This window comes from Streptomyces sp. TRM49041, from assembly GCF_008271805.1.
Taxonomy (GTDB): Bacteria; Actinomycetota; Actinomycetes; order Streptomycetales; family Streptomycetaceae; genus Streptomyces.
Genome location: NZ_VSRY01000157.1, coordinates 44,300 through 65,971 on the forward strand (window position 1 = coordinate 44,300; position 21,672 = coordinate 65,971).

At 71.8% G+C, this 21,672-nt stretch carries 19 protein-coding genes and 2 pseudogenes; 7 read left to right on the forward strand and 14 right to left on the reverse strand.

From position 1 onward, the window contains the following. Positions 1 to 147: 147 nt before the first annotated feature. From FVS66_RS25575 to FVS66_RS25595, 4 genes are all read left to right on the forward strand, one after another. A complete protein-coding gene (locus tag FVS66_RS25575) occupies positions 148 to 2,034 on the forward strand; it encodes a VWA domain-containing protein (protein ID WP_149183574.1) in 1,887 nt (628 codons plus the stop codon). A 158-nt stretch (positions 2,035 to 2,192) separates the two neighbouring features. Further along, positions 2,193 to 3,800 carry a methionine--tRNA ligase gene (metG, locus tag FVS66_RS25580; RefSeq protein WP_149183575.1) on the forward strand — a complete coding sequence of 536 codons (1,608 nt, stop codon included), beginning with the start codon at positions 2,193 to 2,195 and terminating at the stop codon, positions 3,798 to 3,800. Positions 3,801 to 3,998: 198 nt separating this feature from the next. Further along, positions 3,999 to 4,835 (forward strand): 2OG-Fe dioxygenase family protein, encoded by an 837-nt coding sequence (locus FVS66_RS25585; protein ID WP_262387202.1) that lies wholly within the window; start codon positions 3,999 to 4,001, stop codon positions 4,833 to 4,835. A gap of 55 nt (positions 4,836 to 4,890) precedes the next feature. Beyond that, complete coding sequence (locus FVS66_RS25595) at positions 4,891 to 5,922, forward strand: DMT family transporter (RefSeq protein ID WP_149183614.1); 1,032 nt, start codon at positions 4,891 to 4,893, stop codon at positions 5,920 to 5,922. Here the strand turns inward: FVS66_RS25595 and FVS66_RS25600 are convergent. Then, entirely contained in the window at positions 5,857 to 6,276 is a 420-nt protein-coding gene (locus FVS66_RS25600) for a LuxR C-terminal-related transcriptional regulator (RefSeq protein ID WP_262387203.1), read from the reverse strand. The genes FVS66_RS25595 and FVS66_RS25600 overlap by 66 nt on opposite strands. Before the next feature lie 4 nt (positions 6,277 to 6,280). Between FVS66_RS25600 and FVS66_RS36235 the strand changes: the two genes are divergently transcribed. Beyond that, the gene (locus FVS66_RS36235; RefSeq protein WP_262387204.1) at positions 6,281 to 6,448 is read left to right on the forward strand and encodes a hypothetical protein; all 168 of its coding nucleotides are present in this window, start codon (positions 6,281 to 6,283) and stop codon (positions 6,446 to 6,448) included. 10 nt (positions 6,449 to 6,458) lie between these two features. Here the strand turns inward: FVS66_RS36235 and FVS66_RS25605 are convergent, their stop codons facing one another. Beyond that, positions 6,459 to 7,268: a L,D-transpeptidase family protein gene (locus tag FVS66_RS25605; protein ID WP_149183577.1), complete on the reverse strand. Its 810-nt coding sequence runs from the start codon at positions 7,266 to 7,268 to the stop codon at positions 6,459 to 6,461. Positions 7,269 to 7,622: 354 nt separating this feature from the next. Continuing rightward, positions 7,623 to 9,389 (reverse strand): aspartate--tRNA ligase, encoded by a 1,767-nt coding sequence (gene aspS, locus FVS66_RS25610; protein ID WP_149183578.1) that lies wholly within the window; start codon positions 9,387 to 9,389, stop codon positions 7,623 to 7,625. A 149-nt stretch (positions 9,390 to 9,538) separates the two neighbouring features. Between aspS and FVS66_RS25615 the strand changes: the two genes are divergently transcribed. Then, entirely contained in the window at positions 9,539 to 11,650 is a 2,112-nt protein-coding gene (locus FVS66_RS25615; RefSeq protein ID WP_149183579.1) for a SpoIIE family protein phosphatase, read from the forward strand. Here FVS66_RS25615 and FVS66_RS25620 read toward each other — a convergent pair. From FVS66_RS25620 to FVS66_RS25650, 8 genes and pseudogenes are all read right to left on the reverse strand, one after another. Next, a complete protein-coding gene (locus FVS66_RS25620) occupies positions 11,623 to 12,702 on the reverse strand; it encodes an AI-2E family transporter (RefSeq protein WP_149183580.1) in 1,080 nt (359 codons plus the stop codon). The two genes, FVS66_RS25615 and FVS66_RS25620, sit on opposite strands and share 28 nt — an antisense overlap. A gap of 82 nt (positions 12,703 to 12,784) precedes the next feature. After that, positions 12,785 to 13,093 (reverse strand): annotated as a pseudogene (locus FVS66_RS25625) (pirin-like C-terminal cupin domain-containing protein); the annotation flags it as partial. A 143-nt stretch (positions 13,094 to 13,236) separates the two neighbouring features. Further along, positions 13,237 to 14,070, reverse strand: a complete 834-nt coding sequence (locus FVS66_RS25630) for an NAD(P)-dependent oxidoreductase (RefSeq protein ID WP_149183581.1) — start codon at positions 14,068 to 14,070, stop codon at positions 13,237 to 13,239. After that, positions 14,067 to 14,243, reverse strand: a complete 177-nt coding sequence (locus FVS66_RS35225) for a hypothetical protein (protein WP_187645692.1) — start codon at positions 14,241 to 14,243, stop codon at positions 14,067 to 14,069. Before FVS66_RS35225 ends, FVS66_RS25630 begins: the two co-directional genes overlap by 4 nt. 425 nt (positions 14,244 to 14,668) lie before the next feature. Next, positions 14,669 to 15,280, reverse strand: coding sequence for a hypothetical protein (locus FVS66_RS25635; RefSeq protein ID WP_149183582.1), 612 nt, complete (start codon positions 15,278 to 15,280; stop codon positions 14,669 to 14,671). A 47-nt stretch (positions 15,281 to 15,327) separates the two neighbouring features. Then, positions 15,328 to 16,656 carry a histidine--tRNA ligase gene (gene hisS, locus FVS66_RS25640; RefSeq protein ID WP_149183583.1) on the reverse strand — a complete coding sequence of 443 codons (1,329 nt, stop codon included), beginning with the start codon at positions 16,654 to 16,656 and terminating at the stop codon, positions 15,328 to 15,330. 115 nt (positions 16,657 to 16,771) lie between these two features. Then, a complete protein-coding gene (locus FVS66_RS25645) occupies positions 16,772 to 16,969 on the reverse strand; it encodes a hypothetical protein (protein WP_149183584.1) in 198 nt (65 codons plus the stop codon). A gap of 85 nt (positions 16,970 to 17,054) precedes the next feature. Then, positions 17,055 to 18,008: a pirin family protein gene (locus FVS66_RS25650; protein WP_149183585.1), complete on the reverse strand. Its 954-nt coding sequence runs from the start codon at positions 18,006 to 18,008 to the stop codon at positions 17,055 to 17,057. An 847-nt stretch (positions 18,009 to 18,855) separates the two neighbouring features. Between FVS66_RS25650 and FVS66_RS36945 the strand changes: the two are divergent. Next, positions 18,856 to 19,446 (forward strand): annotated as a pseudogene (locus FVS66_RS36945) (sensor histidine kinase); the annotation flags it as partial. Positions 19,447 to 19,514: 68 nt separating this feature from the next. Here FVS66_RS36945 and FVS66_RS25660 read toward each other — a convergent pair. The 3 genes from FVS66_RS25660 to FVS66_RS25670 all read right to left on the reverse strand — a co-directional run bounded on the left by FVS66_RS25660 (position 19,515) and on the right by FVS66_RS25670 (position 21,618). After that, positions 19,515 to 20,279, reverse strand: coding sequence for a class I SAM-dependent methyltransferase (locus FVS66_RS25660; protein WP_149183587.1), 765 nt, complete (start codon positions 20,277 to 20,279; stop codon positions 19,515 to 19,517). A gap of 157 nt (positions 20,280 to 20,436) precedes the next feature. Continuing rightward, positions 20,437 to 21,111, reverse strand: coding sequence for a response regulator transcription factor (locus FVS66_RS25665; RefSeq protein WP_316248216.1), 675 nt, complete (start codon positions 21,109 to 21,111; stop codon positions 20,437 to 20,439). Positions 21,112 to 21,204: 93 nt separating this feature from the next. Further along, positions 21,205 to 21,618 carry a hypothetical protein gene (locus tag FVS66_RS25670; RefSeq protein ID WP_149183589.1) on the reverse strand — a complete coding sequence of 138 codons (414 nt, stop codon included), beginning with the start codon at positions 21,616 to 21,618 and terminating at the stop codon, positions 21,205 to 21,207. Positions 21,619 to 21,672: the final 54 nt, after the last annotated feature.

Genomic DNA, 21,672 nt, shown 5'->3' on the forward strand with positions numbered 1-21,672 from the left:
GGGGGTGGGCGTGACGCGAATGGCGGGCACCTATCCGCGCCACTCGGGGCGGCTAACCTTACGTGTCCGCCCTGGCCAGGGATGATTCAGAGTGAACCCCAGCAGTACGGACATACACGGCACCCAATATGCGAAAGGCCATGGCCCATGGGCATTCGGAGCTTGCTGCGCAAGGTGTTTGGACGCGACCTCGCGGAGCGTGACGAGTCGACGGCCACCCCCTCCGTCCCGCCCCAGGCGGAACGCACGGTGCCCCAGGACGAGCCGGCGGCGACGGTCCCGTCCCCCTCGGCCCCGTCCAGGGCGGAACGGGGTAAGGGGACGGCGACGTCGGAACAGACGGCGGAGGACCTGGTGGCGGCGGTCTTCGACAAGTCCCGCCGCACCACGGTGCCGGCGGCCCGCGAGGCCGCAAGCCCCTCCCAGGAACCGGGCGTTACGCCCGAGCCCGCGCCCCCCGCCGACACCACCCCCGAGGCCACGGCCGCCACCCCGGAGGCGGAGCCGGACGCCACCGCGAAGGCACAGCCGCAAGCCACCGAGCCCGCGAACGCCGCCGCCGCGGCGGAGACGGACGCGCCGGAGCGGGACGCCGCCATCGCCGACGAGACGCCCGCCGCCGTCGCCGACGAGACACCCGCCGCGCCCGACGAGGCGACGCCCGCCGAGACCGCCCCCGTCGCCACGGCCGCCGGGACCGCTGCGGACACCACCACGGAGCCGGCCCCGGCCGAGGCCGCGGCCGCGGAGCCGGCGGCCGCGCCCACCGAGAGCGCGGCGGAGCCGAACGCCGCCGAGGAGCCCACCCCGGCGGAGGTGCCGGAGCCCGTCGCCGTCGGCACCGCCGAGGCGCCCGAGTCGGACGACACCGCCGACGCGACCGCCCCGGCCCCCGCCCAGCCCCTGACCACCGCCGACACGGCGGAGCCCGCCGCCGACGGGCCCGCCGCCGACACGGTGCCCGCCGCGGCGGAAGCCGCCCCGGCGGAGAAGGCGCCCGAGCCCGTGGCCGCCGACACAGCCACCGCCGACGCGCCCGTGACCCAGGAGCCCACCGCCGCCGGCACGGACACCGCCCCGGCGGAGGAGCCGGCGGCCGCGCCCACCGGGGCCGGGGCCGAGCCGATCGCCGAGGAGAAGCCCGCCACCACGGACGCGCCCGAGCCCGCCACCGCCCCCGGGGCGGACGGCGCCGTCGCGCGGTCCGAGGCGGCCCCCGTGGCCGAGCCCGCCGCGGCGGAGGCCACCCCGGCGCAGGAGACGCCGCAGCCCGTGGCGGCCGCCGCCGACGTGCCGCCGGCGGACGACACCGCCGCCGACACCGCCGCCGAGACCGCCACCGCGCAGGCGCCCGTCGCCGACGGCGGCAAGCCCGCCCTTTCGGCGGCTCAGGTCAAGGCCCGGGCGACGGACAGCGTCGTGGAGGCGTACAAGGCCGCCGGGGCGGCGCTGCGGAAGCGGGGTCTGGTCGGGACGCGGGCGGCCGTGTACCTGGTGCTGGACCGGTCCGGGTCGATGCGCGGGTACTACAAGGACGGCAGCGCGCAGCACCTCGCCGAGCAGGCGCTCGCGCTGGCCGCGCATCTGGACGAGGACGCGACCGTGCCCGTCGTGTTCTTCTCGACCGAGGTCGACGGCACCGGCGACCTCACCCTGGAGGGCGTCGAAGGCCGCATCGAGGAGCTGCACAGCGGCCTCGGGCGCATGGGCCGGACCAACTACGACCGGGCCGTCAAGGAGGTCATGGCCCACCACGAGAAGACCGGCCCCGGCCGCCCCGCGCTCGTGCTCTTCCAGACCGACGGCGCGCCCGAGTCCAAGACCGCCGCCACGCAGGCGCTCGCGGCCGCCGCGGCGACCGGGCGGCCGGTGTTCTGGCAGTTCGTGGCTTTCGGCGAGGAGGACGGCAAGGCGTTCGACTACCTGCGCCGCCTCTCCGTCGACAACGCCGCCTTCTTCCACGCGGGCCCCACCCCCCGCGACATCCCCCACGCCCGCTTCTACCGCGAGGTCCTCGCCTCCTGGTCCGTCTGAGCCACGGCGGGGGTCAGGTCCGCGGTCCCGACCAGGCCCCCGCCCGCTCCGCCCGGACGTGTACGGGCCGCGGCACCCGCCGGGCCGTCCCCACCCGACGGGACGAGGGACGGAATCGGAGGTGAGGGCGGCTTCGGCGGGCGGATAGGATTTCGACCATGGCGGCCACTGGATCCGAGAAGCAGGGGGCGAAGGCGTACTACGTCTCGACCCCCATTTACTACGTCAACGACGCTCCTCACCTGGGCCACGCCTACACGACCGTCGCAGGCGACGTGCTCACGCGCTGGCACCGTCAGCGCGGCGAGAAGGTGTGGTACCTCACCGGCACGGACGAGCACGGTCAGAAGATCATGCGCACGGCCGAGGCGAACGACGTCACGCCCCAGGCCTGGTGCGACAAGCTCGTCGAGGAGGCGTGGAAGCCCCTCTGGGAGCACCTGAACATCGCGAACGACGACTTCATCCGTACGACGGAGAAGCGGCACACCGACCGCGTCCGGGAGTTCGTGCAGGACCTGTACGACAAGGGCGAGATCTACAAGGGCGGGTACGAGGGCCCGTACTGTGTGGGCTGCGAGGAGTACAAGCTCCCCGGCGATCTGATCGAGGACGAGCAGGGCACGAAGCTCTGCCCGGTCCACAAGAAGCCGGTGGAGATCCTCAAGGAGGAGAACTACTTCTTCAAGCTCTCCGCGTACGGCCCGAAGCTGCTGGAGTTCTACGAGGCGAACCCCGGGTTCATCCAGCCGGAGTCGGCCCGCAACGAGGTCCTGAACTTCGTCAAGCAGGGCCTCCAGGACCTCTCGATCTCGCGCTCCACCTTCGACTGGGGCATCCCGATCCCGTGGGACGACAAGCACGTCATCTACGTGTGGGTCGACGCCCTGCTGAACTACGCCACGGCCGTCGGCTACGGCGCGGACCAGGCGAAGTTCGACGCGACCTTCCCGGCCGACGTCCACCTGGTCGGCAAGGACATCCTGCGCTTCCACGCGATCATCTGGCCCGCGATGCTGATGGCGCAGGGCCTGCCCGTCCCGGGCAGGGTCGCCGCGAACGGCTGGCTGATGGTCGGCGGCGAGAAGATGTCGAAGTCCAACCTGACCGGCATCAAGCCGCAGGACCTGACCTCGCACTTCGGCGTGGACGCCTACCGCTGGTACTTCCTGCGGGCCATCGCCTTCGGCCAGGACGGCTCCTTCTCGTGGGAGGACTTCACCGCCCGCTACACCTCGGAGCTCGCCAACGACTACGGCAACCTGGCGTCGCGCCTGGCCGCGATGGTCGGCAAGTACTTCGAGGGCGCCCTCCCGGAGGCCACGGCGGCCGGTCAGGCCGAGCAGGCCGTCCAGGACGGCCTGGCCAAGGCGGTCGGGGAGTCCGACCGGAAGATCGGCGAGGAGCTGGACTTCCAGGGCGGCATCCTGGCGATCTTCGACTTCGTGAAGCAGGTCAACGGCTACATCACGGAGCAGGAGCCGTGGAAGGTGGCCAAGGACACGTCCCCGGAGGGCCGGGCCCGCCTGGCGACGATCCTCTACACGGCGGCGGAGTCCCTCCGCGCGGTCGCCGTGCTCCTGAACCCGATCATGCCGGAGACCTCCCAGAAGCTCTGGGACTCCCTGGGCGCCGAGCCGGCCCTGGGCCCCCTCGCCTCCCAGCCCCTCACCGACGCCGCCGACTGGGGCCGGCTGCCCCCCGGCGCGACGGTGACGAAGGGCGCGGTCCTGTTCCCCCGCCTGGAGGACCCGAAGAAGTCCTGACCCCGCACCACGACGACCGCCGCCCCACCCCGGGACGGCGGTCTTGTCGTTTCCGGTGTTCCGGTGTTCCGGGGCGCGGTCACGGCCGGTGCTTCCGGGTGCGGTCATGGCCGGGGGCGGTCGGCCGGAATCCATTGCCGTGGGGTCCGGCGCACGGAAATCTCCTCCTCCGTGAACCACACAGAGGTTGGAGAGACCATGCGGCCCCCGCTCATCCGATCCTTCTCGCAGTTGGAGGATCTGGCACCCGGCCGGCCCGTCGTGACCCTGTTCAGCGGCGGACTCGACAGCTCGTACCTGCTGCTCCGGCTGCGCCGGATGGGCGTCCGTGATGTGCACGCCGTCAGCGTCGACATCGGCGAGGACGAGTCCGGGACGTACAAGCGCCAGGTGGCCGAGGCCCTCGGGGCGACCGTCCACATCCTGGACCGGCGTGCCGAGTTCGCCGAGCGGTACGTGGCGCCCGCCATCGCCGCGCAGGCCGTGTACCTCGGCATCCACCCCGTCAGCTCCACCCTCAGCCGCCCGCTCATCGCGCGGAGCGCGGTGGACCTGGCCAGGAGCCTCGGCGCGCAGGCCGTGCTGCACACCGCGAACCGCTCCCAGAACACCCTGCGCAGGCTCAACGGCGCGCTCGGACTGCTCGGTTACGAGGGTGCCTTCGGCAGCCCGTACGACCTCGACCCCGTCTCCCGCGACGACAAGCTCGCCGCGCTCCGTGCCGCCGACGTGGACCTGCTCGCCGGGCGCATCGTCAGCGGCGACTCGAACCTGTGGTGCCGCGAGTTCGAGTCGGGCATCCTCGACGACCCGGAGCTGCACGACGTTCCGGAGGAGATGTACGCCCGGGGCGGCGAGAGCGGCGTCTACGCGGACGACGGCGCCCATCTGCTCACCACTACGCTGTCCCAGCCCGGTGACCTGCTGCTGGGCGACGACCGCCGCACCCTGCACTCGGTGACCCCCGTGCGACCGGTGGACCCCGGCCTCGCCGCACACCGCGACGTCCTGGTGATCGCCTGCACCGCGCGCTGACCCCACGCGCCCGTACTTCCGCACTTCTGCCGAGGAGCCTGAATTGACCGTCACCATGGCCCGCCGTGCCTGGCTGACCGACCTGCCCGTCCTGCTGGTCGCGGTGGTGTGGGGCTCCAGTTATCTGGCGGCGAAGGGAATCACCACGGCCCAGACCGTGCTCGCGGTGCTGGTGCTGCGGTTCGCCGTGGTGCTGCCCGTACTCGTGGTCACCGGGTGGCGGAAGCTACGGGCGCTCAGCGGCGCCCAGATACGCGGCGCCGGACTGCTGGGGCTGATCCTCGCGGGGATCTTCCTCCTGGAGACGTACGGCGTCGTCCACACGTCCGCGACGAACGCCGGGCTCATCATCAGCCTCACCATGATCTTCACGCCGGTCGCGGAGAGCCGGGTGCGGGGCACGCGGCTGTCCGGGACCTTCATGGCGGCGGCGGGCCTCTCCGTCCTCGGTGTGGTGCTGCTGGCCCAGGGCACCGGGTTCAGTGCCCCGTCCGGCGGTGACCTGCTGATGCTGGGCGCCGCCGTCGCCCGGACCGTGCACGTACTGGCGATGGCCCGCATGGACTCGGTGCGGGGCGCGGACTCGATGTCGCTGACCACGGTCCAGCTGGGCGGCGCGGTCCTGGTGTTCGCGCTGCTGTCGACGACGTCCGGCGGGGACGGGACGCCATGGGCGGTGGCCGCCGCCTTCAGCGCCGCCGAGTGGCTGGGGCTGCTGTATCTGTCGGTGTTCTGCACGCTGTTCGCGTTCTTCGTACAGATGTGGGCGGTACGGCGTACCTCCCCGTCGCGGGTCAGCCTGCTGCTCGGCACGGAGCCCGTCTGGGCCGCCGTCTTCGGCATCGCGCTGGCCGGGGACCGGCCGGGGTGGCTGGGCTTCGTCGGCGTGGCGCTGATCCTCGCGGGCACGGCCTGGGGACGCACTGTGGCGGACCGGGACCAGGGCGGGGACCAGGGCGGGGACCAGTACGCGGACCAGAACAAGGACAAGGACCGGGACGACCAGGCGTCCGCCGCCGCCTCAGACGTCGAGCCAGCCCAGCCGCACGGCAGCGACCCCGGCCTGGAACCGGCTGGCCGCCCCTAGGCGTTCCGTCAGATCCGAGACGAGGCGGCGGACCGTACGCTCGGAGATCCCGAGCTTGCGGGCCATCGCCTCGTCGGTCAGTCCGCCCCCGAGCATCCGCAGCACCTCACGGTGCCGGCCGGTGGGTTCCCACCCACCGTCGGCGGCGGGGGCCGAGGAGTCGAGGGCGGCGGCGGTCTCGGACAGGACGCTCGCGCCCGCCCAGCAGTGATCGAAGATCTCCCGGAACACGCCCACCAGGGCGTCGCTGTGCAGGATCACCGCCGCGATCTCGCCGTCCTCGGTGCGCGGGGCGGGCACGATTGCCAGCGAGCCGTCCACCACGATCAGCCGCAGCGGCAGGGTGTGCGCCACCGCCGTGACCGCCCTGGCCGAGGCCCTGGCCGGCGACCCGTCACTCCGGGGCCCCGCACTCGCCACGGCGGTCACCGCCCGCTCGGGCACCGTTCTGGCGCCCGGCGGTGGAGTGCTCGGCGAAGGCTGGTTCGTCTCCCGGCTCCGCGCGACCTGCCCGGCCCACGGCTGAACCAGGCGTCTCAGCGGCCCAGGCTCGTCACGTCCCCCATCACCACCACCGGCTTCGCCGCCGGGTCCAGCCACTTCAGAAGCTCCCGCATGCGGGGCTCCTTCAGGGAGACACACCCCTGTGTGGGGCCCTCGTGGTCGACGTGGAGCCAGATGCCGCCGCCGCGTTCGGCGCCCAGGGGGCGGGTCCAGTCCAGCGGGCTCGTGCCGGGCCTGCGGTTGTAGTTGATGGCGACGACATAGTCGAAGGAGCCTTCCAGCGGCTCCCCCAGGGCGCCGGTGCCCCGGATGGTGAAGCCGTGGTCCTGGTCGTACGGGAGCTTCGTGCCCGGGTCTGGGAGGAGGCCGCCCGCGTCCGTGAGGCCGAAGACGCCGATCGGGGAGCGGAGGTCGTCCTGCGTGTGGTGGTCGGTCCAGCCCTTGAGGCCGTTGTGCGCGGGCCACGGGTCGGACACCGCCTTCCAGCCCTCGGTGGCGTGCCGTTCGTAGAGAGTGACCGTGGACGTGTTCGCGTCCTGGTCGTCGCCCCTGACGACGACGGCCTGGCGGCTCTTCTCGGGGATGCCGCCGCGGGTGGCCGGGCCGAGACCGGGGATACCGGCCGGAGCGGCCGGGGACGCGGGGGAGGCCGGGGCGGTCGCGCGCCGGCCGGCCTGGCCGTCGTCACCGGGGACTCCGGGGGCTCCCGGGGCTCCGGCGGCCGGGCGGGACGAGTCTCCGCGCGCGCCGTCGGCATCCGCGCACGCGGTCAGCGGCAGCAACGGAATCAGCAGCACGGCGGCGACGACGAGGCGGCGCCGCGGGCGTCGGGAGGCAGGCATGTGTCACGGCCTTTCGGGTGGTGCCGGCTACGGGAGTCGCGTCGGTGCCGAACGTCGCTGCGGCCAGGAGGTGTTCGGCTTCGGTCAGCCGGTGTCCGGCACGGTGCCCGCGACCGCGACCCGGCCCCACGGTGGTCACGGGGACCACTCCTCGGAGCCGAAGTCCTGCCGTCGCCGTCCACGTACTCGCCGTCCGTCGTCGTCCCGGTGCTTCACACCCTGACAACGCGACGGCCCCCCGTTGGGGTTGCCCCCGTATGGGCAAGATCCCGCGGCACACAAAAGGCACACAAAAGGCAGCCGAAGGCCCCGCGCCCCTTCCGGGCGCGGGGCCTTCGGCCGAGAAACCGGCGCCTACTTGTCGGCCACCGGCTTCCGCAGCGCGATGTTCAGCTCCCGCAGCCGCGACTCGTCCAGCTCCGTCGGCGCGCCCATCATCAGGTCCTGCGCGTTGCCGTTGAGCGGGAACGCGATGGTCTCGCGGATGTTCGGCTCGTCGGCCAGCAGCATGACGATGCGGTCGACGCCCGGGGCGATGCCGCCGTGCGGCGGGGCGCCGAAGCGGAACGCGCGGAGCATGCCCGCGAACTCGGCCTCGACCGTCTCGCGGTCGTACCCGGCGATCTCGAACGCCTTGATCATGATCTCGGGCTCGTGGTTCCGGATGGCGCCGGACGACAGCTCGACACCGTTGCAGACGATGTCGTACTGCCAGGCCAGGATGTCCAGCGGGTCCTTCTCCTCCAGGTCCTTCATGCCGCCCTGGGGCATCGAGAAGGGGTTGTGGGAGAAGTCGATCTTGCCGGTCTCCTCGTCCTTCTCGTACATCGGGAAGTCCACGATCCAGCAGAACCGGAACACGTCCTCCTCGAAGTGCCCGGCGCGCCGCGCGGCCTCCACACGCACCGCGCTCATGATCTTCGAGACCTCGTCGAAGTCGCCGGCGCCGAAGAACACGGCGTGGCCGGGCTTCAGGGCGAGGCGGTCGACGAGCGTCTTGACGTTCTCCTCGGTGAGGAACTTGGCGATCGGGCCGCTGAACGCCATGTCCTCGCCCACGCGGATCCAGGCCAGACCCTTCGCGCCGTGCTCGACGGCGAAGTCGCCCATGCCGTCGAAGAACTTGCGCGGCTGCCCGGCGACATCCGGCACCGGCAGGGCGCGCACGTGCTTGCCCGCGAACGCCTTGAACTCCGACTCGGCGAACACGTCGGTGATGTCGAAGAGCTCCAGCCCGGCCCGCAGGTCCGGCTTGTCGGAGCCGTACTTCAGCATCGCCTCGCGGAACGGGATGCGCGGGAACGGCGACGTGACATGGCGGCCGCCGCCGAACTCCTCGAACAGCTCGGTCATGAGCTTCTCGATCGGCTGGAAGACGTCCTCCTGCTCGACGAAGGACATCTCGACGTCGAGCTGGTAGAACTCGCCCGGCGACCGGTCGGCGCGGGCGTCCTCGTCGCGGAAGCAGGGCGCGATCTGGAAGTAGCGGTCGAAGCCGGAGACCATCAGCAGCTGCTTGAACTGCTGCGGCGCCTGCGGCAGCGCGTAGAACCTGCCCGGGTTGAGGCGGGACGGGACGACGAAGTCACGGGCGCCCTCGGGGGAGGTCGCGGTGAGGATCGGCGTCGCCATCTCGTTGAAGCCGAGGGCGACCATCTTGTGCCGGATCGCGGAGACCACGGCCGTGCGCAGCATGATGTTGCGGTGCATGCGCTCGCGGCGCAGGTCGAGGAAGCGGTACTCCAGGCGCCGCTCCTCGTTGACGCCGTCGTCCGTGTTGATCGTGAACGGCAGCGGGCCCGCCGCGCCGAGCACCTCCACGTCGGAGACCTCGACCTCGATCTCGCCGGTCGGCAGATCCGCGTTCACGTTCTCGGTGCCGCGTGACACGACCTCGCCGTCGACGCGGACGACGGACTCCTTGGTCTGCTTGTCGAGGGCCTCGTACGCGGCGGTGCCGGGCCGGGCGACGAGCTGCGTGATGCCGTAGTGGTCGCGCAGATCGATGAAGAGGATGCCGCCCAGGTCGCGCCGATTGTGCAGCCAGCCGCTCAGCCGGACGTCGGTACCGACGTCAGAAGCGCGGAGCTCGCCGCAGGTGTGGGACCTGTACCGATGCATCGTCGTTCATCCAGTCTTCGGGTGTGTGGGTATGGCTCGACCCGTCAAGGTTACCGTCCGTCCCAAGACGGATTCCCTGACCTATTGAGCCGCAGCTCACAGCCCTCGCACAGTGGCGTCTCATCGGTCCATCTTCATAAAGTGGGGCAATGCGCACCGAGGACGTCCTGGCCGCGACTCTGACCGGCCTGTGGCGTTGGGACAACGCGACCGGGATCGTCTCGCTCGACGGCGAGGCGGCCCGGCTGCTGGGCCTGCCCGCCGAGCCGGTGGAGCTGACGGAAGGCGCCGTACGCTCCCGGTTTCATCCCGTCGACTGGAACGAGATCGACGGCGTAGTCAACCTGGCCGCCGCCGAGGGCACCCTCGCGGAGGCCCGGCTGCGGGTCATGGACGAGAGCGGCCGGGTGCTGCGTACCGTACGGACCCGCTCCAAGCCGCTGACGAACGGCGACGGCTTCGAGCTGGTGGGCATGCTCCAGGAGGTCGCCGAGCCGGAGCCGGGCTCGGCCGCGCGGACGCCGGTCACCGGCGACTGGCGGCGGTCGCGCGAGGCGTTCCTGCTGGACGCGGGGCGGGCGCTGGCCGAGGCGCGGTCGACGGCCGAGGTGCTGCGGGTCGCGGCGTCGCTGTCGATGCCCGGGTTCTCGCCGGACGGACTCGCGGTCTTCGGCGTCGCGGGCGACCGGCTGACGATCATCGGTCAACACGGGCACCGCGTGGGCGACGAGGGCCCCTTCACGGAGATGGCGCTGGACACCGACTACCCGGCGGCGGAGGTCGTACGGACGGGCCGGGCGATCTATCTGCCGACGCCTGAGGAGTACCGGGAGCGCTATCCGGCGACCTGGCCGCTCGCGCAGCGCTTCGAGCGGGAGTCATGGGCGTTTCTGCCGCTGATCGTCGCGGGCCGCACGATGGGCGCGTGGATGGCGGCGTTCAAGTACCGGGTCGGGTTCACGCCGGACGAGCGCTCGGTGCTGACGACGGTCGCGCGGATGCTGGCCCAGGCGCTGGCGAGGGCGGGTGTCGCCGAGTCGGAGCGGGAGCTGTCGCTGGGCCTCCAGCGGGCGATGATGCCGGTCCTCGGACCCGCGGTCCCCGGCATGGACGTGGCCGCGCGGTATGTGCCGACGGGCGGCGGGCTCCAGGTCGGCGGCGACTGGTACGACATGATCCAGCTGCCGGCCGGGCGCGTGGCGTTCGTGATCGGCGACGTGCAGGGGCACGACGTGCGGGCGGCGGGGCTGATGGGTCAGCTGCGGATCGCCCTGCGCGCGTACGCCGCGGAGGGGCACCGGCCGGCCGCGGTGCTGTCGCGGGCGTCCCGGTTCCTGTACGGGATCACGGAGGGCGCGAACGGCGGCGGCGACGCGGAGTCCGGCACGGGGGCGGACGGCGCACGCTTCGCGACCTGCCTGTACCTGGAGGTCGACCCGGCGACCGGCACGCTCGACATCGCCCGCGCCGGGCACCCGGACCCGGCGATCCGCATGGCCGACGGCACCGTGCTCATCAGACAGACGGACGGCGGGCTTCCGCTGGGCATCGTCCCGGACACCGACTATCCGACGACCCGGCTCACCCTGGAGCCCGGCGACACCCTGATGATCTGCACCGACGGGCTCCTGGAGACCGGCGGGCACGACCTGGAGACCGGCTGGCTGCGGGTCCGCAAGCTGCTGGAGGAGTACCGCCCGGCCAAGGAGTCCCTGGACGTACTCGCCGACTGCCTGGTGCAGGCCGTGCACGGCCCCAGCTCGCACCACACGACCGGGCCGCTCGCCGACCGCCGCGAGGACGACATCGCGATACTCCTGCTGTCCCGTACGGGCGTCACCGCCGGCCGGCTGGCCCCGCCGCGGCGTACGGCGCTGAGCGTCGCCCAGGCGGAGCCGGAGCGGATCGCGGGCGCCCGGCAGCGACTGCGGGAGCTGCTCCACGACTGGGCGGACACGGACCAGGTCGACGCGGCGGTCCTGATGGTCTCGGAGATGGTCACGAACGTGCTGGTGCACACCGACGGCGACGCGCTGCTGGTGGCGGAGGCGACCGGCGACCACGGGGCGCGGCGGCTGCGCGTGGAGGTCGCGGACGCCAGCGACGAGCTGCCGCACCGGCGCAGACCCGGCGAGATGGCGTCGTCGGGGCGCGGCGTGCTGCTGATGGAGATGCTGGCGCACGCGTGGGGCGTGGACCCGCGCGGTGACGGCAAGTCGATCTGGTTCGAGCTCTACGAGGGCGGCGCGTCGGCCGTCTGACCGTCTCCCGGTCCCTCTCCGTAGCCGTAGTGCCGGCGCAGCTCGCCCAGGACGCCGAACACGGCCGCGGTGAACGGCACGGCGAGCAGCATGCCGAGGACCCCGGCGACGGAAGCGCCCGCGGTCAGGGCGACCAGCACCACGGCGGGGTGGATCCGCACCATCCGGCTCTGGATCACCGGCTGGAGGATGTTGCCCTCCAGGGTCTGTACGGCGAGGACGACGCCCAGCGTCCACAGGGCGATGGCGAAACCCCGGTCGGCGAGGGCCACGAGCACGGCGACGGCACCGGAGATGAACGCGCCGAGGTACGGGATGTAGGCGCCGATGAACACGAGCGCGCCCAGCCCGACGGCGCCCGGGACGCCCAGCACGAGCAGGCCGACGGTGATGAACGTGGCGTCGATCAGCGCGATCAGTGTGGTGCCGCGCATAAAGCCCTCGACGGCCCCGAAGGCCCGCCGCGCCATCGCCTCCACGATGTCGGCGCGGCCCGCGGGGGAGAAGGAGCGCAGGGCGCGGACTGCCCGGCCCGAGTCCCGCATGAAGAAGAAGACGAGCAGCAGCGCGAGGAGCGCCACGGTGAGCACCTGGGCGACCACGCCGATCCCGCTGATCACCCCGGAGGCGGCGCCGCCGCCCAGCCGGCTCAGCCGGTCCTGGGCGTAGGTGACGAGATCGTCCAGGGTGGTGCCCTCCGCCCCGACGAACCGGGCGAGGTCGCGGACCGCCTGCCGCAGGGACTCCACGATCTGTTCGCCGGTGTCGATCAGGGCGGCGACGATGATGTATCCGGCACCGCCGAAGACGGCGACCACGGCGGCACAGGTGAGGGCGGCCGCCAGGGACCGCTGCACCCGCAGGATGACGAGCCGCCGGTACAGCGGCCCGAGCAGTGCGGACCCGAGCAGCGCGAGCAGGACCGCGGTGACGGCCGTCCGGAATGTGCCGAACAGCCAGACGACCACGGCCACGACGCCGGTGACCAGCAGGACGACGACACACCAGGCGGCGAGACGGCGGACGGGCTCGGGCAGCAGGGACGTCGGCACTCCCCCAGGGCACCACGCGCGCGTGGGCCCCGCTCGGTGGCGGGACCCACGCGGGTGACGCTCTGTCAGTCCGGCGCCGCCGTCAGGCGGGTCGGCCCTCGCCCATGCCGTGCACCGCCGGGATGCGGCCGAGGCGCCCGGCCTGGAAGTCGTCGAAGGCCCGCTGGAGCTCCTCGCGGGTGTTCATGACGAACGGCCCGTAGTGCGCCATGGGCTCCCGGATGGGCTGCCCGCCGAGGAGGACGACCTCCAGGTCGGGCGTGTGCCCGTCCTGCTTGTCGTCGGCCCGTACGGTGACCGCTCCCCCGTCGCCGAGGACGGCCGTCTGCCCCATGTGGACGGGCCGCCGCTCGGCGCCGACGGCGCCGCGCCCGGCCAGCACATACGCGAGGCGTGATGCCCGGCCCCTCGCACCCACAGCTGGAGGCCGTGGAAGAGCCCGCCGGAGGTCGGTGACTCACCTCCTGGTGGCCTCCCTGCCTTGTGTGAGGAGGCCACCAGGGGTGTCCAGCTCTACGCCTTCGTGTGACGCGGTCAGCCGACCTGTCGAAGATGCGCCAAGACGATGTCGAGAGGCAGCTCCTGGTCCTTGTCCTGTGCCCAGCGGTCGTAGATCAGCCGGGTGGCTTCGGCGACCTGCGGCGGGAGGTCGGCGGCGCGCAGGGTCTCGGCGACCTCGTCCATCTCCGGACCCCAGCGCCAAGCGCGGGCGGCGACGCTGGGAAGGTAGTCGGGATCGGAGAGGATGGCGGACGTCATGGTGTGCGCCTCCTCGGTGAGGAGGTCGCGGACGCCGTGGTGGTCGGCCAGGGCGTGTGCGACGCCGGCCAGGGCGCGGGCGGCCTTCTGGTAGCCGGCGAAGGCCATCTTCAGTGCCGAGGCCGCTCCCAGGTCGGTGCCCGCCGTCCGTACCTGGACACCGGTGTCCTTGAAGAGCGCGCGGATCGTGTCCTGGGCGGGTTCGGGGCCGGCGAGGTAGAGGCGGGCTCGTCGGCCGTCCGAGGGCGGCGGGCCGATGATGGAGCCGTCCAGGACGGTGCACCCCTTGGGCATGCCGTCGGCGATGCGCTGCATGCGCTGGGGGCTGATGGCCTTGGCGTCCATGTAGATGCCGCCGAACGCGTGCTGCGCCACGGTGCCTGCCATGTCCTCGGCTGCCTGGGGCGGGCATACGGAGAGCGCGGCATCGCTCTCGCCCAGGGCGGCGCCAAGCGACTCGTACGCGACGAACCCCGCTTTCTCGGCCCGCTGCCGCGTGCGCTCGCTGCGGCCGGTCGCCACCCACAGCACGCGGTGGCCGTTCGCGACTGCGTGGGCGGCGAGTGGGGCGCCCATGGAGCCGGGGTGGAGCAGGGTGAGGGTGGTCACGCGTGGCCTCCTGACGGCAGTTCGAGGGTGAAGTGTTCCTGGTGGGCTGCGAGTGCCTCGCGCAGTCCGCGGGTGAAGGGGGCGTTCGCGCTGGGGTGGGCGGACAGCTCGCGGGAGAACCGACTGAGGCGTCGGCGGACGCTCTCCGTACCACGTCGGCTGTTGACCTGCATGACGTCGTGCAGTTGTGCGGCGGAGACTTGGGCGCTCGACCATGCCGGCCGCAACCCGGATCACCGGGGATTCAAGCTGATCACTGAGACCTACTGGCGGGTGGACCCCCACCGGGGCAACCCCAACCGGGAGGTTCAGCCGTGAGGCGCTTAGCAGCCTACGTCGGCCGGTTCGCCCCCTGCTGATCGTCGCGATCAGCGGCTCGTGCGGCTTCGTGATCGGTGCGACGCTCGCACGCCCATAGAACCCCGCTCTGGTCGCGGGAGCCCCCAGGAAGACCCCGTTACCCGGCGGGGTGGGGCTCACCTGGTTCCCCCGCCGCGGGACCAGAGCGGACAGCGAGGCCCCCGTTCCGGCTGGCGAACCCTGGACAGGTCGAGTGCCGGAGCGGGGGCCTCCTCTATGCCCACTGCGCCGCCGTGGGCTACTCGTCGAGGTAGAGCAGCGCCGTGATCGTCTTCTTGCACACGTCGCAGTGCATCGGGGCTTCGATGCTGGCAAGATCGCACTCGATGGACGTGATGCGGTCCACCACTCCGGTTGCGATTTCGCCGTTCCAGGCTGCATGCCACCGCTCGGTGTTCTCCTGGAGACGCGAGACGTAGCCCCGCGTCATCTCGTAAAACACCCGGACGCCGTGCTCCTTCATGTAGCCCCAGTTGAACTCAAGGCTCCTGAGCACGATGGGGAACGGGTGGAGAGCCTGGGTGCAGCCCCAGGTCTCCAGTACGTCCGCGATGTCCAGCCTGCCGGCCCGTTCGTCCAGCACGCCCCACATGCCCGACGCGTCGTAGTCGCTCAGCACCTGGTCCAGGATGCCCGCACAGCGACGAAGGTTCGCCTCCTTCGCCTGGAATACCCGCGTGACCTCCGTGCGCGTCCAGTCTGCGGGCTCCTTGCGAGCCTTGCTGATGGCACGGGTCAACTCCGTGCTGAGGGCTGCCTCATCACAGAGGGAGTCCCCGAAGCTGAGCCAGGGGTCCGGAAAACCCCGCTCAGCAGTGATCTGGAAGATGCGATCGCCTTGCGTTCCCATCCGCTCCTCCTCGGAACGAGTCGGCAGCGGAACAGGTCCGCTGCGCGTCAACTGGATGGTGCGCACCGCCTCGCGAGTTCTGCGGCAGCCTGATCGAACGGGACCTGGACCTGTTCACCGCTGTCCATGTCCCGCAGCGTGACCGTACCGGCTTCGCGTTCGTTCGCGCCGTAGATCACGCAGAAACGGGCGCCCTGGTCACTGGCCCATTTCATCTGCTTGGCGAACTTCCCACTTGCCCCGAGGTAGACACCTGCGCGAACTCCGGCACGGCGGATCTCGGCCGCAAGCCGGAAGCTGTCGGCGGCCTGCTCCTCGCCCATGACGGTGACGGCTACGTCAATCTGCGAGTAGGCGGCTTCGTCTGCCTGGGAGAGCAGGGGAAGGATGCGTTCGATGCCCAGTGAGCCGCCGCACGCGGGGGAGTCCTTGCCTCCGAGGCGGCCGATGAGGCCGTCGTACCGGCCACCGGATGCGATAGATCCGGGCATGCCGGGGGCGACCACCTCGAAGATGATCCCGGTGTAGTAGTCGAGCCCGCGCACGAGGTTTGGCGTGAAGGCGATGCGCTCGGCAGGGATCGCGTCCTTGGTGAGTTCCAGCAGCCGGTCCACCTCGGCCAACCCGGCCTGACCGACGTCGCTGGACTTCAGCTCATCCCTGACACGCTGGACGGCGTCGGGCGCGGTGAGGTCGTTGACCAAACCCTCTGCCACCTCCGGCGACAGGCCACGGCTGACCACCAGCTCGGTCACGACGGCCTCCGGAGAGAGCTTGTCGAGCTTGTCGAGCGTGATCAGCGCGCCGGAACCGAGATCGTCCGGAACGCCGTACGCCTCCAGCAGACCGAACAAGGCATGGCGGGAGTTCACCAGGAAACGGAACTCCGGAACGCCGAGCGCTTCAAGGGCATCGTGCATCGCAAGGACAACCTCGGCGTCCGACAGCGGCGAGGATGAGCCGACGATGTCCAGGTCGCACTGGACGAACTCGCGGAACCGTCCCTTGCCGGGCCGGTCGGCTCGCCACACCGGCGCGATGGCGTACCGCTTGTACGGCGAGGGAAGCTGACTGCCGTAGGCCGCTGCCGCGCGGGCCAGGGGGACAGTGAGGTCGTAGCGGAGGGCAAGATCAGCCTCTCCGGTGGCCTCATGCTCGCCGCGCCGGAGAATCTTGAAGATCAGTTTGTCGCCCTCGTCGCCGTACTTGCCGGTCAGTACGTCCAGCCGCTCGAATGCCGGGGTCTGGAGCGGCTGGAAGCCGTAGCGGGAGAACACGGTGCGGATGGTCGCGAATGCGCGCTCGCGCCGCTCGAACTCGGCGGCGAGGAAATCGCGGGTCCCGGACGCGGGGTCGAACTGCTTCAAGGAGGCCATGCGGCCATAGTCCCGGAAGCCAGTGGCCCGGAGCAAAACACATTTACCACTCTCGTCAGCGACTCCTCATGGCAGTACCTCGCCTCCCGCTACCGCCCCACAGGCGTACAGCCGTCTACTTCTGCCGCTCCTTCATCCGTGCCTCGATTTCGCGGCGTTTCTGCCGGTACTCACGCGTGGGCATCTCGTCGGCGTCCCACATCTCGTACAGGTCCTTGAGCTTCTGGGCGTCCTTCTCGTCCGCCTCCACATCGGTGGCCGGCCTGGTGGTCGCTGCGGGCGTCCGGCCGCTGATGTCCAGCTTCGACAGCACCTCGAGAAGCTGCGCACCCCGCGCCCTGGAAGACCCCGCCCCCGCGTGGCTGGCCATTGGGGTCGGCCACACTGTTGCAGTCTGATCAGAGCTCTTTCGTCGGAATGACACCCAGGCGCCCGGCCTGGAAGTCGTCGAAGGCCCGCTGGAGCTCCTCGCGGGTGTTCATGACGAACGGCCCGTAGTGCGCCATGGGCTCCCGGATGGGCTGCCCGCCGAGGAGGACGACCTCCAGGTCGGGCGTGTGCCCGTCCTGCTTGTCGTCGGCCCGTACGGTGACCGCTCCCCCGTCGCCGAGGACGGCCGTCTGCCCCATGTGGACGGGCCGCCGCTCGGCGCCGACGGTGCCGCGCCCGGCCAGCACATACGCGAGGCCGTTGAAGTCGGACCGCCACGGCAGGGTGACCTCGGAGCCGGGGCGGAGGGTCGCGTGGACCATGGTGATGGGGGTGTGCGTGATGCCCGGCCCGTCGTGGCCGTCCAGCTCACCCGCGATGACGCGGAGCAGCGCGCCCCCGTCGGACGAGGTGAGGAGCTTGACGGAGCCGCCGCGGATGTCCTGGTACCGGGGGTCCTTCATCTTGTCCTTGGCGGGCAGGTTCACCCACAGCTGGAGGCCGTGGAAGAGCCCGCCGGAGGTGACGAGCGACTCCGGCGGCGCCTCGATGTGCAGGATCCCGGACCCGGCGGTCATCCACTGGGTGTCGCCGTTGGTGATGGTGCCGCCCCCGCCGTTGGAGTCCTGGTGTACGAAGGTGCCGTCGATGAGGTACGTGACGGTCTCGAAGCCTCGGTGCGGGTGCCAGGGGGTGCCCTTGGGCTCGCCGGGCGCGTAGTCCACCTCCCCCATCTGATCCATCATGATGAACGGGTCGAGGTAGCGGTAGTTGATCCCGGCGAACGCGCGGCGGACCGGGAAGCCCTCGCCCTCCAGCCCGCCGGGCGCGGTCGTCACGGCGAGCACCTTGCGCACCGGAACGCCCGCCGGCGCGGCGACGCGCGGCAGGGTGAGGGGGTTCTCGACGGTGACGGCAGGCATGTGGACCTCCGGGGGACGGGGCGGCGTACCGCCAGATTAGTTTAATGATGAACTTCCTGTCACTGGGAACACCGTCCTGACGCGCCCGCATTCCCCGGGGCCTCCCACCGCCCGCCATTGGCGTGATCCGCTCGGCGATACTGCGGGGGAACCGCAGGACCCCACGCCTGCGAGAACGGGGAGACCGCAGATGAGTACGTCAACGCCCGCATCCGTCCCCGCGCCCGCCACCACCGGGCCGCCGTCGCACCACCACACCTCCCACACCTCCCACACCTCCCACAGCTCCAGCACCTCCCACAGCTCCAGCACCTCCCGCGCGGCCCTCGCCGGGCGCGGCGGGCGCGGCGGGCTCGCTGTGGACGCGGCGGTCGGCGCGGCGGCCGCCCTGGAGCTGTTCACGCTCTACGGAATGCTCGACACGACCTCCGCGATCGTGTGCCCGCCCGCGCTGCTCGCCCTGCTGCTGCGCCGCAGATGGCCCGTCCTGGTGCTGCTCGCCACGCTGCCCTCCATGGCGACCGGCAACCTATGGCTGGCGCCCATGATCGCCATGTTCACTGTGGCGTCCCGCACCACCCGCCGATCTGTCGTCATCGGCTCGGCGGCCGCGCTCTTCGGGGCGACCATGTGGTCCGGATACGCCGTCGACGCCGCGGACATGACGTGGGCCGACCACCTGTTCACGGTCGAGGTGGCCCTCATGTTCAGCATCGGCCCCGCCGGCCTGGGCCTCCTGGCCCGCACCCGCTCCGAGCTACGGGCCCGGCTCGCCGATCTCACGGCGTCCCAGGAGCACGGCCGCCGCCTGGAGGCCGAGCAGGCCGTCGCACTGGAACGCGCCCGTATGGCCCGCGAGATGCACGACACCGTCTCGTACCACCTCGGCATCATCGCCGCACAGTCCGGCGCCCTGTGGTCGACCGCCCCCGACGACACCGTCCGGGAGGACGCCGAGACCATACGTCGCCACAGCGCCGACGCCATGGCCGAACTCCGCGACGTGGTGGGCGTCCTGCGCCGCGCTCCGGGCCGGGCGGACGACGAGGAGACCGCCCGCCTGCACCACCTGCCGACCCTGGTCGACGACGCCCGCCTGGACGCCGCGCTGGACCTCGTGCTCCCCGACGCCGGTGCGTGCACGGCCGCCGTGGAGCGGGCCGCCTACCGGACGGTCCAGGAGGCGCTCACCAACGTACGCAAGCATGCCCCCGGCGCCCCCGTCACCGTCACCGTGCGGCCCTCCGCGCAGGGCTCCACGCTCGTCGTGGAGATCCGCAACGAGGCCCCGCCCGGCACCGGGCGGCCGTCCGCCGCCGCGCTCGACGCGCCGACCAGCGGCTACGGCCTCACCGGCCTGAAGGAGCGCACCGCCCTGGTCGACGGCTCGCTCCGGGCGGGCGCCACCCCGGACGGCGGGTTCGTCGTACGAGCCGAACTGCCCCTCGCCCCGGCAGCCGCCCCCGCGCCCGCACCTGCGCCCGCCCCCGCGCCCACCGCGTCCCGTCAGTCGGCCGTACCCGCCCAGGGCGACGCGGGGTCACGCTCGTACACGGACACATGGCGCAGGCTGGAGGCGGTGTACGGGGTCCCGGCCCAGTCCTCCGCCCGGTCCACCAGCCGCAGCCCGGACAGCTCGGCCAACAGGTCGATCTCGAAGGGGAAGGCGTAGCGCAGCACGTGCTCCCGGGTCTCCGGGGCACCGCCGTCGATGATCGTGTGCGTCGACAGCATCAGCTGCTGGGAGCGGTCCACGGTCAGCGTGTCCAGCATGACGGCCCGCTCGTCGAGGTGCCGCATCGAGAAGTCGGGCTTCTCCAGATGGTGGTAGGGGGCCGGGTCGAACGCCTCGAGCACGAACCGGCCCCCGGGCGCGAGCTGTTCGCGCACCAGGCGCAGACAGCCGAGCTGCTGCTCCTTGGTGACCGCCACGAAGAACGTGTTGAGGACGAGCGTCACGGTGTCGAATGTCCGCCCCGTGCCCTCCTCGGTGAAGTCGCCCAGCTGCGTGGTGACCGCGCCCCGCGGGTCGCGTTCGCGCAGCCGGGCGAGCATCGCCTCGGAGCCGTCGATGCCGTGCACCCGGAAGCCGTGCCCGGCGAGCGGGACGGCGATCCGGCCGGTGCCGACGCCCAGTTCGAGGACGCTCCCACCGGGCGGGGTGAGCGCGGCGACGTACTCGACCGCCTGGTCCGTGTCGTGGTCGATCGGGTACATGCGGTCGTACACGCTCGCCAGCTTCTGGTCGTACAGCGCGTTGCCGAGGGTCATACGGGATTCACTCCAAACGGCGTGCCGAAGGCACGGTGGGGGACAGGGATTTCGGAGCCGGCCCCCGCCGGGCCCGGCCGCTCGGCCGCCGGGCCGCTCGGCCGCCCGGCCGCTCAGCCGCCCGCGGGTCGGCGGTCGGCGGGTCGGCGGTCGGCGGTCAGCGGGTTCCGGCCAGGGCCAGCGGACGTCGCCGGTCCTGGCGGTGCGTGGCCGCGGCGCGGTGCGCCACCACGGCCGCCTGCACGCGGTTGGTCAGCCCCAGCTTCGCCAGGATCGCGCTGACGTGCTCCTTCGTCGTGGACGGGCTCATCAGCAGCCGCCGACCGATGCCGGCGTTGGTGTGGCCCTCCGCCAGCAGGTCCAGCACCTGGCGCTCCCGCTCGGTGAGCGTGTCCAGGCGCGGGTCCCGGTCGTCCTGCCGCTGGCCGCTGCCGAGGTAGCCGTCGACCACGATGCGCGCCGCCGCCGGGGACAGCACGGTTCCGCCGGAGGCCAGCACCCGTACCGCGTCCGCCAGTTCCCGCGGTGTCGCGTCCTTCAGCAGGAACCCCGAAGCGCCGGAGCGCAGAGCGGCCGCGATGTCCTCGTCCGCCAGGAACGTCGTCAGGACCGCGACGGCGGGCGGAGCCGTACGCGCGCCGATCCCGTCGAGGACGGCGAACCCGTCGACGTCCGGCATGCGCAGATCGAGCAGCACCACATCCGGCCGGTGGAGGTCGATCGCCTCCGGGGCGGCCCGCCCGTCGCAGGCGACCGGCACTTCGATGTCCGGTTCGCTCTCCAGAATGCGCTGCATACACGTCCGCAGCAGTATTTCGTCGTCGACAATCATCACGCGGATCATCACGCCCCCTTAGAGCGGCCTCCCCGTTCGGCCGCACTTCGATCAAGGTACCAATTGATCAAGGGACTTGACGCACGGGGTTCAGGCGCGGACGGCCATGGTGTCCGTGATGAGCTTCACCATTTCGGCGTCCCAGGTGAGGATGAGCAGTTCGGCCCCGCCACCGGCCGTCCCGGATCGCCCGGCCGCCTCTGCGGTGCAGGTCAGGGCCGTTCCGCCGCGCCCGCCGCCGGTCGCGGCTGCGGCCGGTCCCGAGAGCCGCAGACCGTTCGCGCCGGGACCGTTCAGGAACACGCCGGACCGGCGCAGGGTGATATTCCCGCGCCGCATGGCCGGCCCCTGTCCGCCCATTCGGTACCGGCAGCGCAGCGTGACCGGCTCACCACGCCGGAAAGCGGCAATGCGGCGCGCCGAACGGGACCGGTCGAGGCCCTTACCGCCTATCCACAGCACCAGGTCCATCAGGGAATGCAACACGAATTCAAGCAACAGCATGTGATCGCTCCTCAGCTAGGACGACTCGGACGACTCGCGCGACTTGTGCGACTC

Excerpts from the sequence above, each read along its gene's own strand:
- FVS66_RS25605 (WP_149183577.1), bottom strand. The coding sequence starts at position 7,268 with ATGCCTGCCTCCCGACGCCCGCGGCGCCGCCTCGTCGTCGCCGCCGTG.
- FVS66_RS25635 (WP_149183582.1), bottom strand. The coding sequence starts at position 15,280 with ATGGGAACGCAAGGCGATCGCATCTTCCAGATCACTGCTGAGCGGGGT.
- FVS66_RS25665 (WP_316248216.1), bottom strand. The coding sequence starts at position 21,111 with ATGATTGTCGACGACGAAATACTGCTGCGGACGTGTATGCAGCGCATT.
- metG (WP_149183575.1), top strand. The coding sequence starts at position 2,193 with ATGGCGGCCACTGGATCCGAGAAGCAGGGGGCGAAGGCGTACTACGTC.
- hisS (WP_149183583.1), bottom strand. The coding sequence starts at position 16,656 with ATGGCCTCCTTGAAGCAGTTCGACCCCGCGTCCGGGACCCGCGATTTC.
- FVS66_RS25670 (WP_149183589.1), bottom strand. The coding sequence starts at position 21,618 with ATGCTGTTGCTTGAATTCGTGTTGCATTCCCTGATGGACCTGGTGCTG.
- FVS66_RS25615 (WP_149183579.1), top strand. The coding sequence starts at position 9,539 with ATGCGCACCGAGGACGTCCTGGCCGCGACTCTGACCGGCCTGTGGCGT.
- FVS66_RS25660 (WP_149183587.1), bottom strand. The coding sequence starts at position 20,279 with ATGACCCTCGGCAACGCGCTGTACGACCAGAAGCTGGCGAGCGTGTAC.
- FVS66_RS25585 (WP_262387202.1), top strand. The coding sequence starts at position 3,999 with ATGCGGCCCCCGCTCATCCGATCCTTCTCGCAGTTGGAGGATCTGGCA.
- FVS66_RS25595 (WP_149183614.1), top strand. The coding sequence starts at position 4,891 with ATGGCCCGCCGTGCCTGGCTGACCGACCTGCCCGTCCTGCTGGTCGCG.
- aspS (WP_149183578.1), bottom strand. The coding sequence starts at position 9,389 with ATGCATCGGTACAGGTCCCACACCTGCGGCGAGCTCCGCGCTTCTGAC.
- FVS66_RS25650 (WP_149183585.1), bottom strand. The coding sequence starts at position 18,008 with ATGCCTGCCGTCACCGTCGAGAACCCCCTCACCCTGCCGCGCGTCGCC.
- FVS66_RS35225 (WP_187645692.1), bottom strand. The coding sequence starts at position 14,243 with ATGCAGGTCAACAGCCGACGTGGTACGGAGAGCGTCCGCCGACGCCTC.
- FVS66_RS25575 (WP_149183574.1), top strand. The coding sequence starts at position 148 with ATGGGCATTCGGAGCTTGCTGCGCAAGGTGTTTGGACGCGACCTCGCG.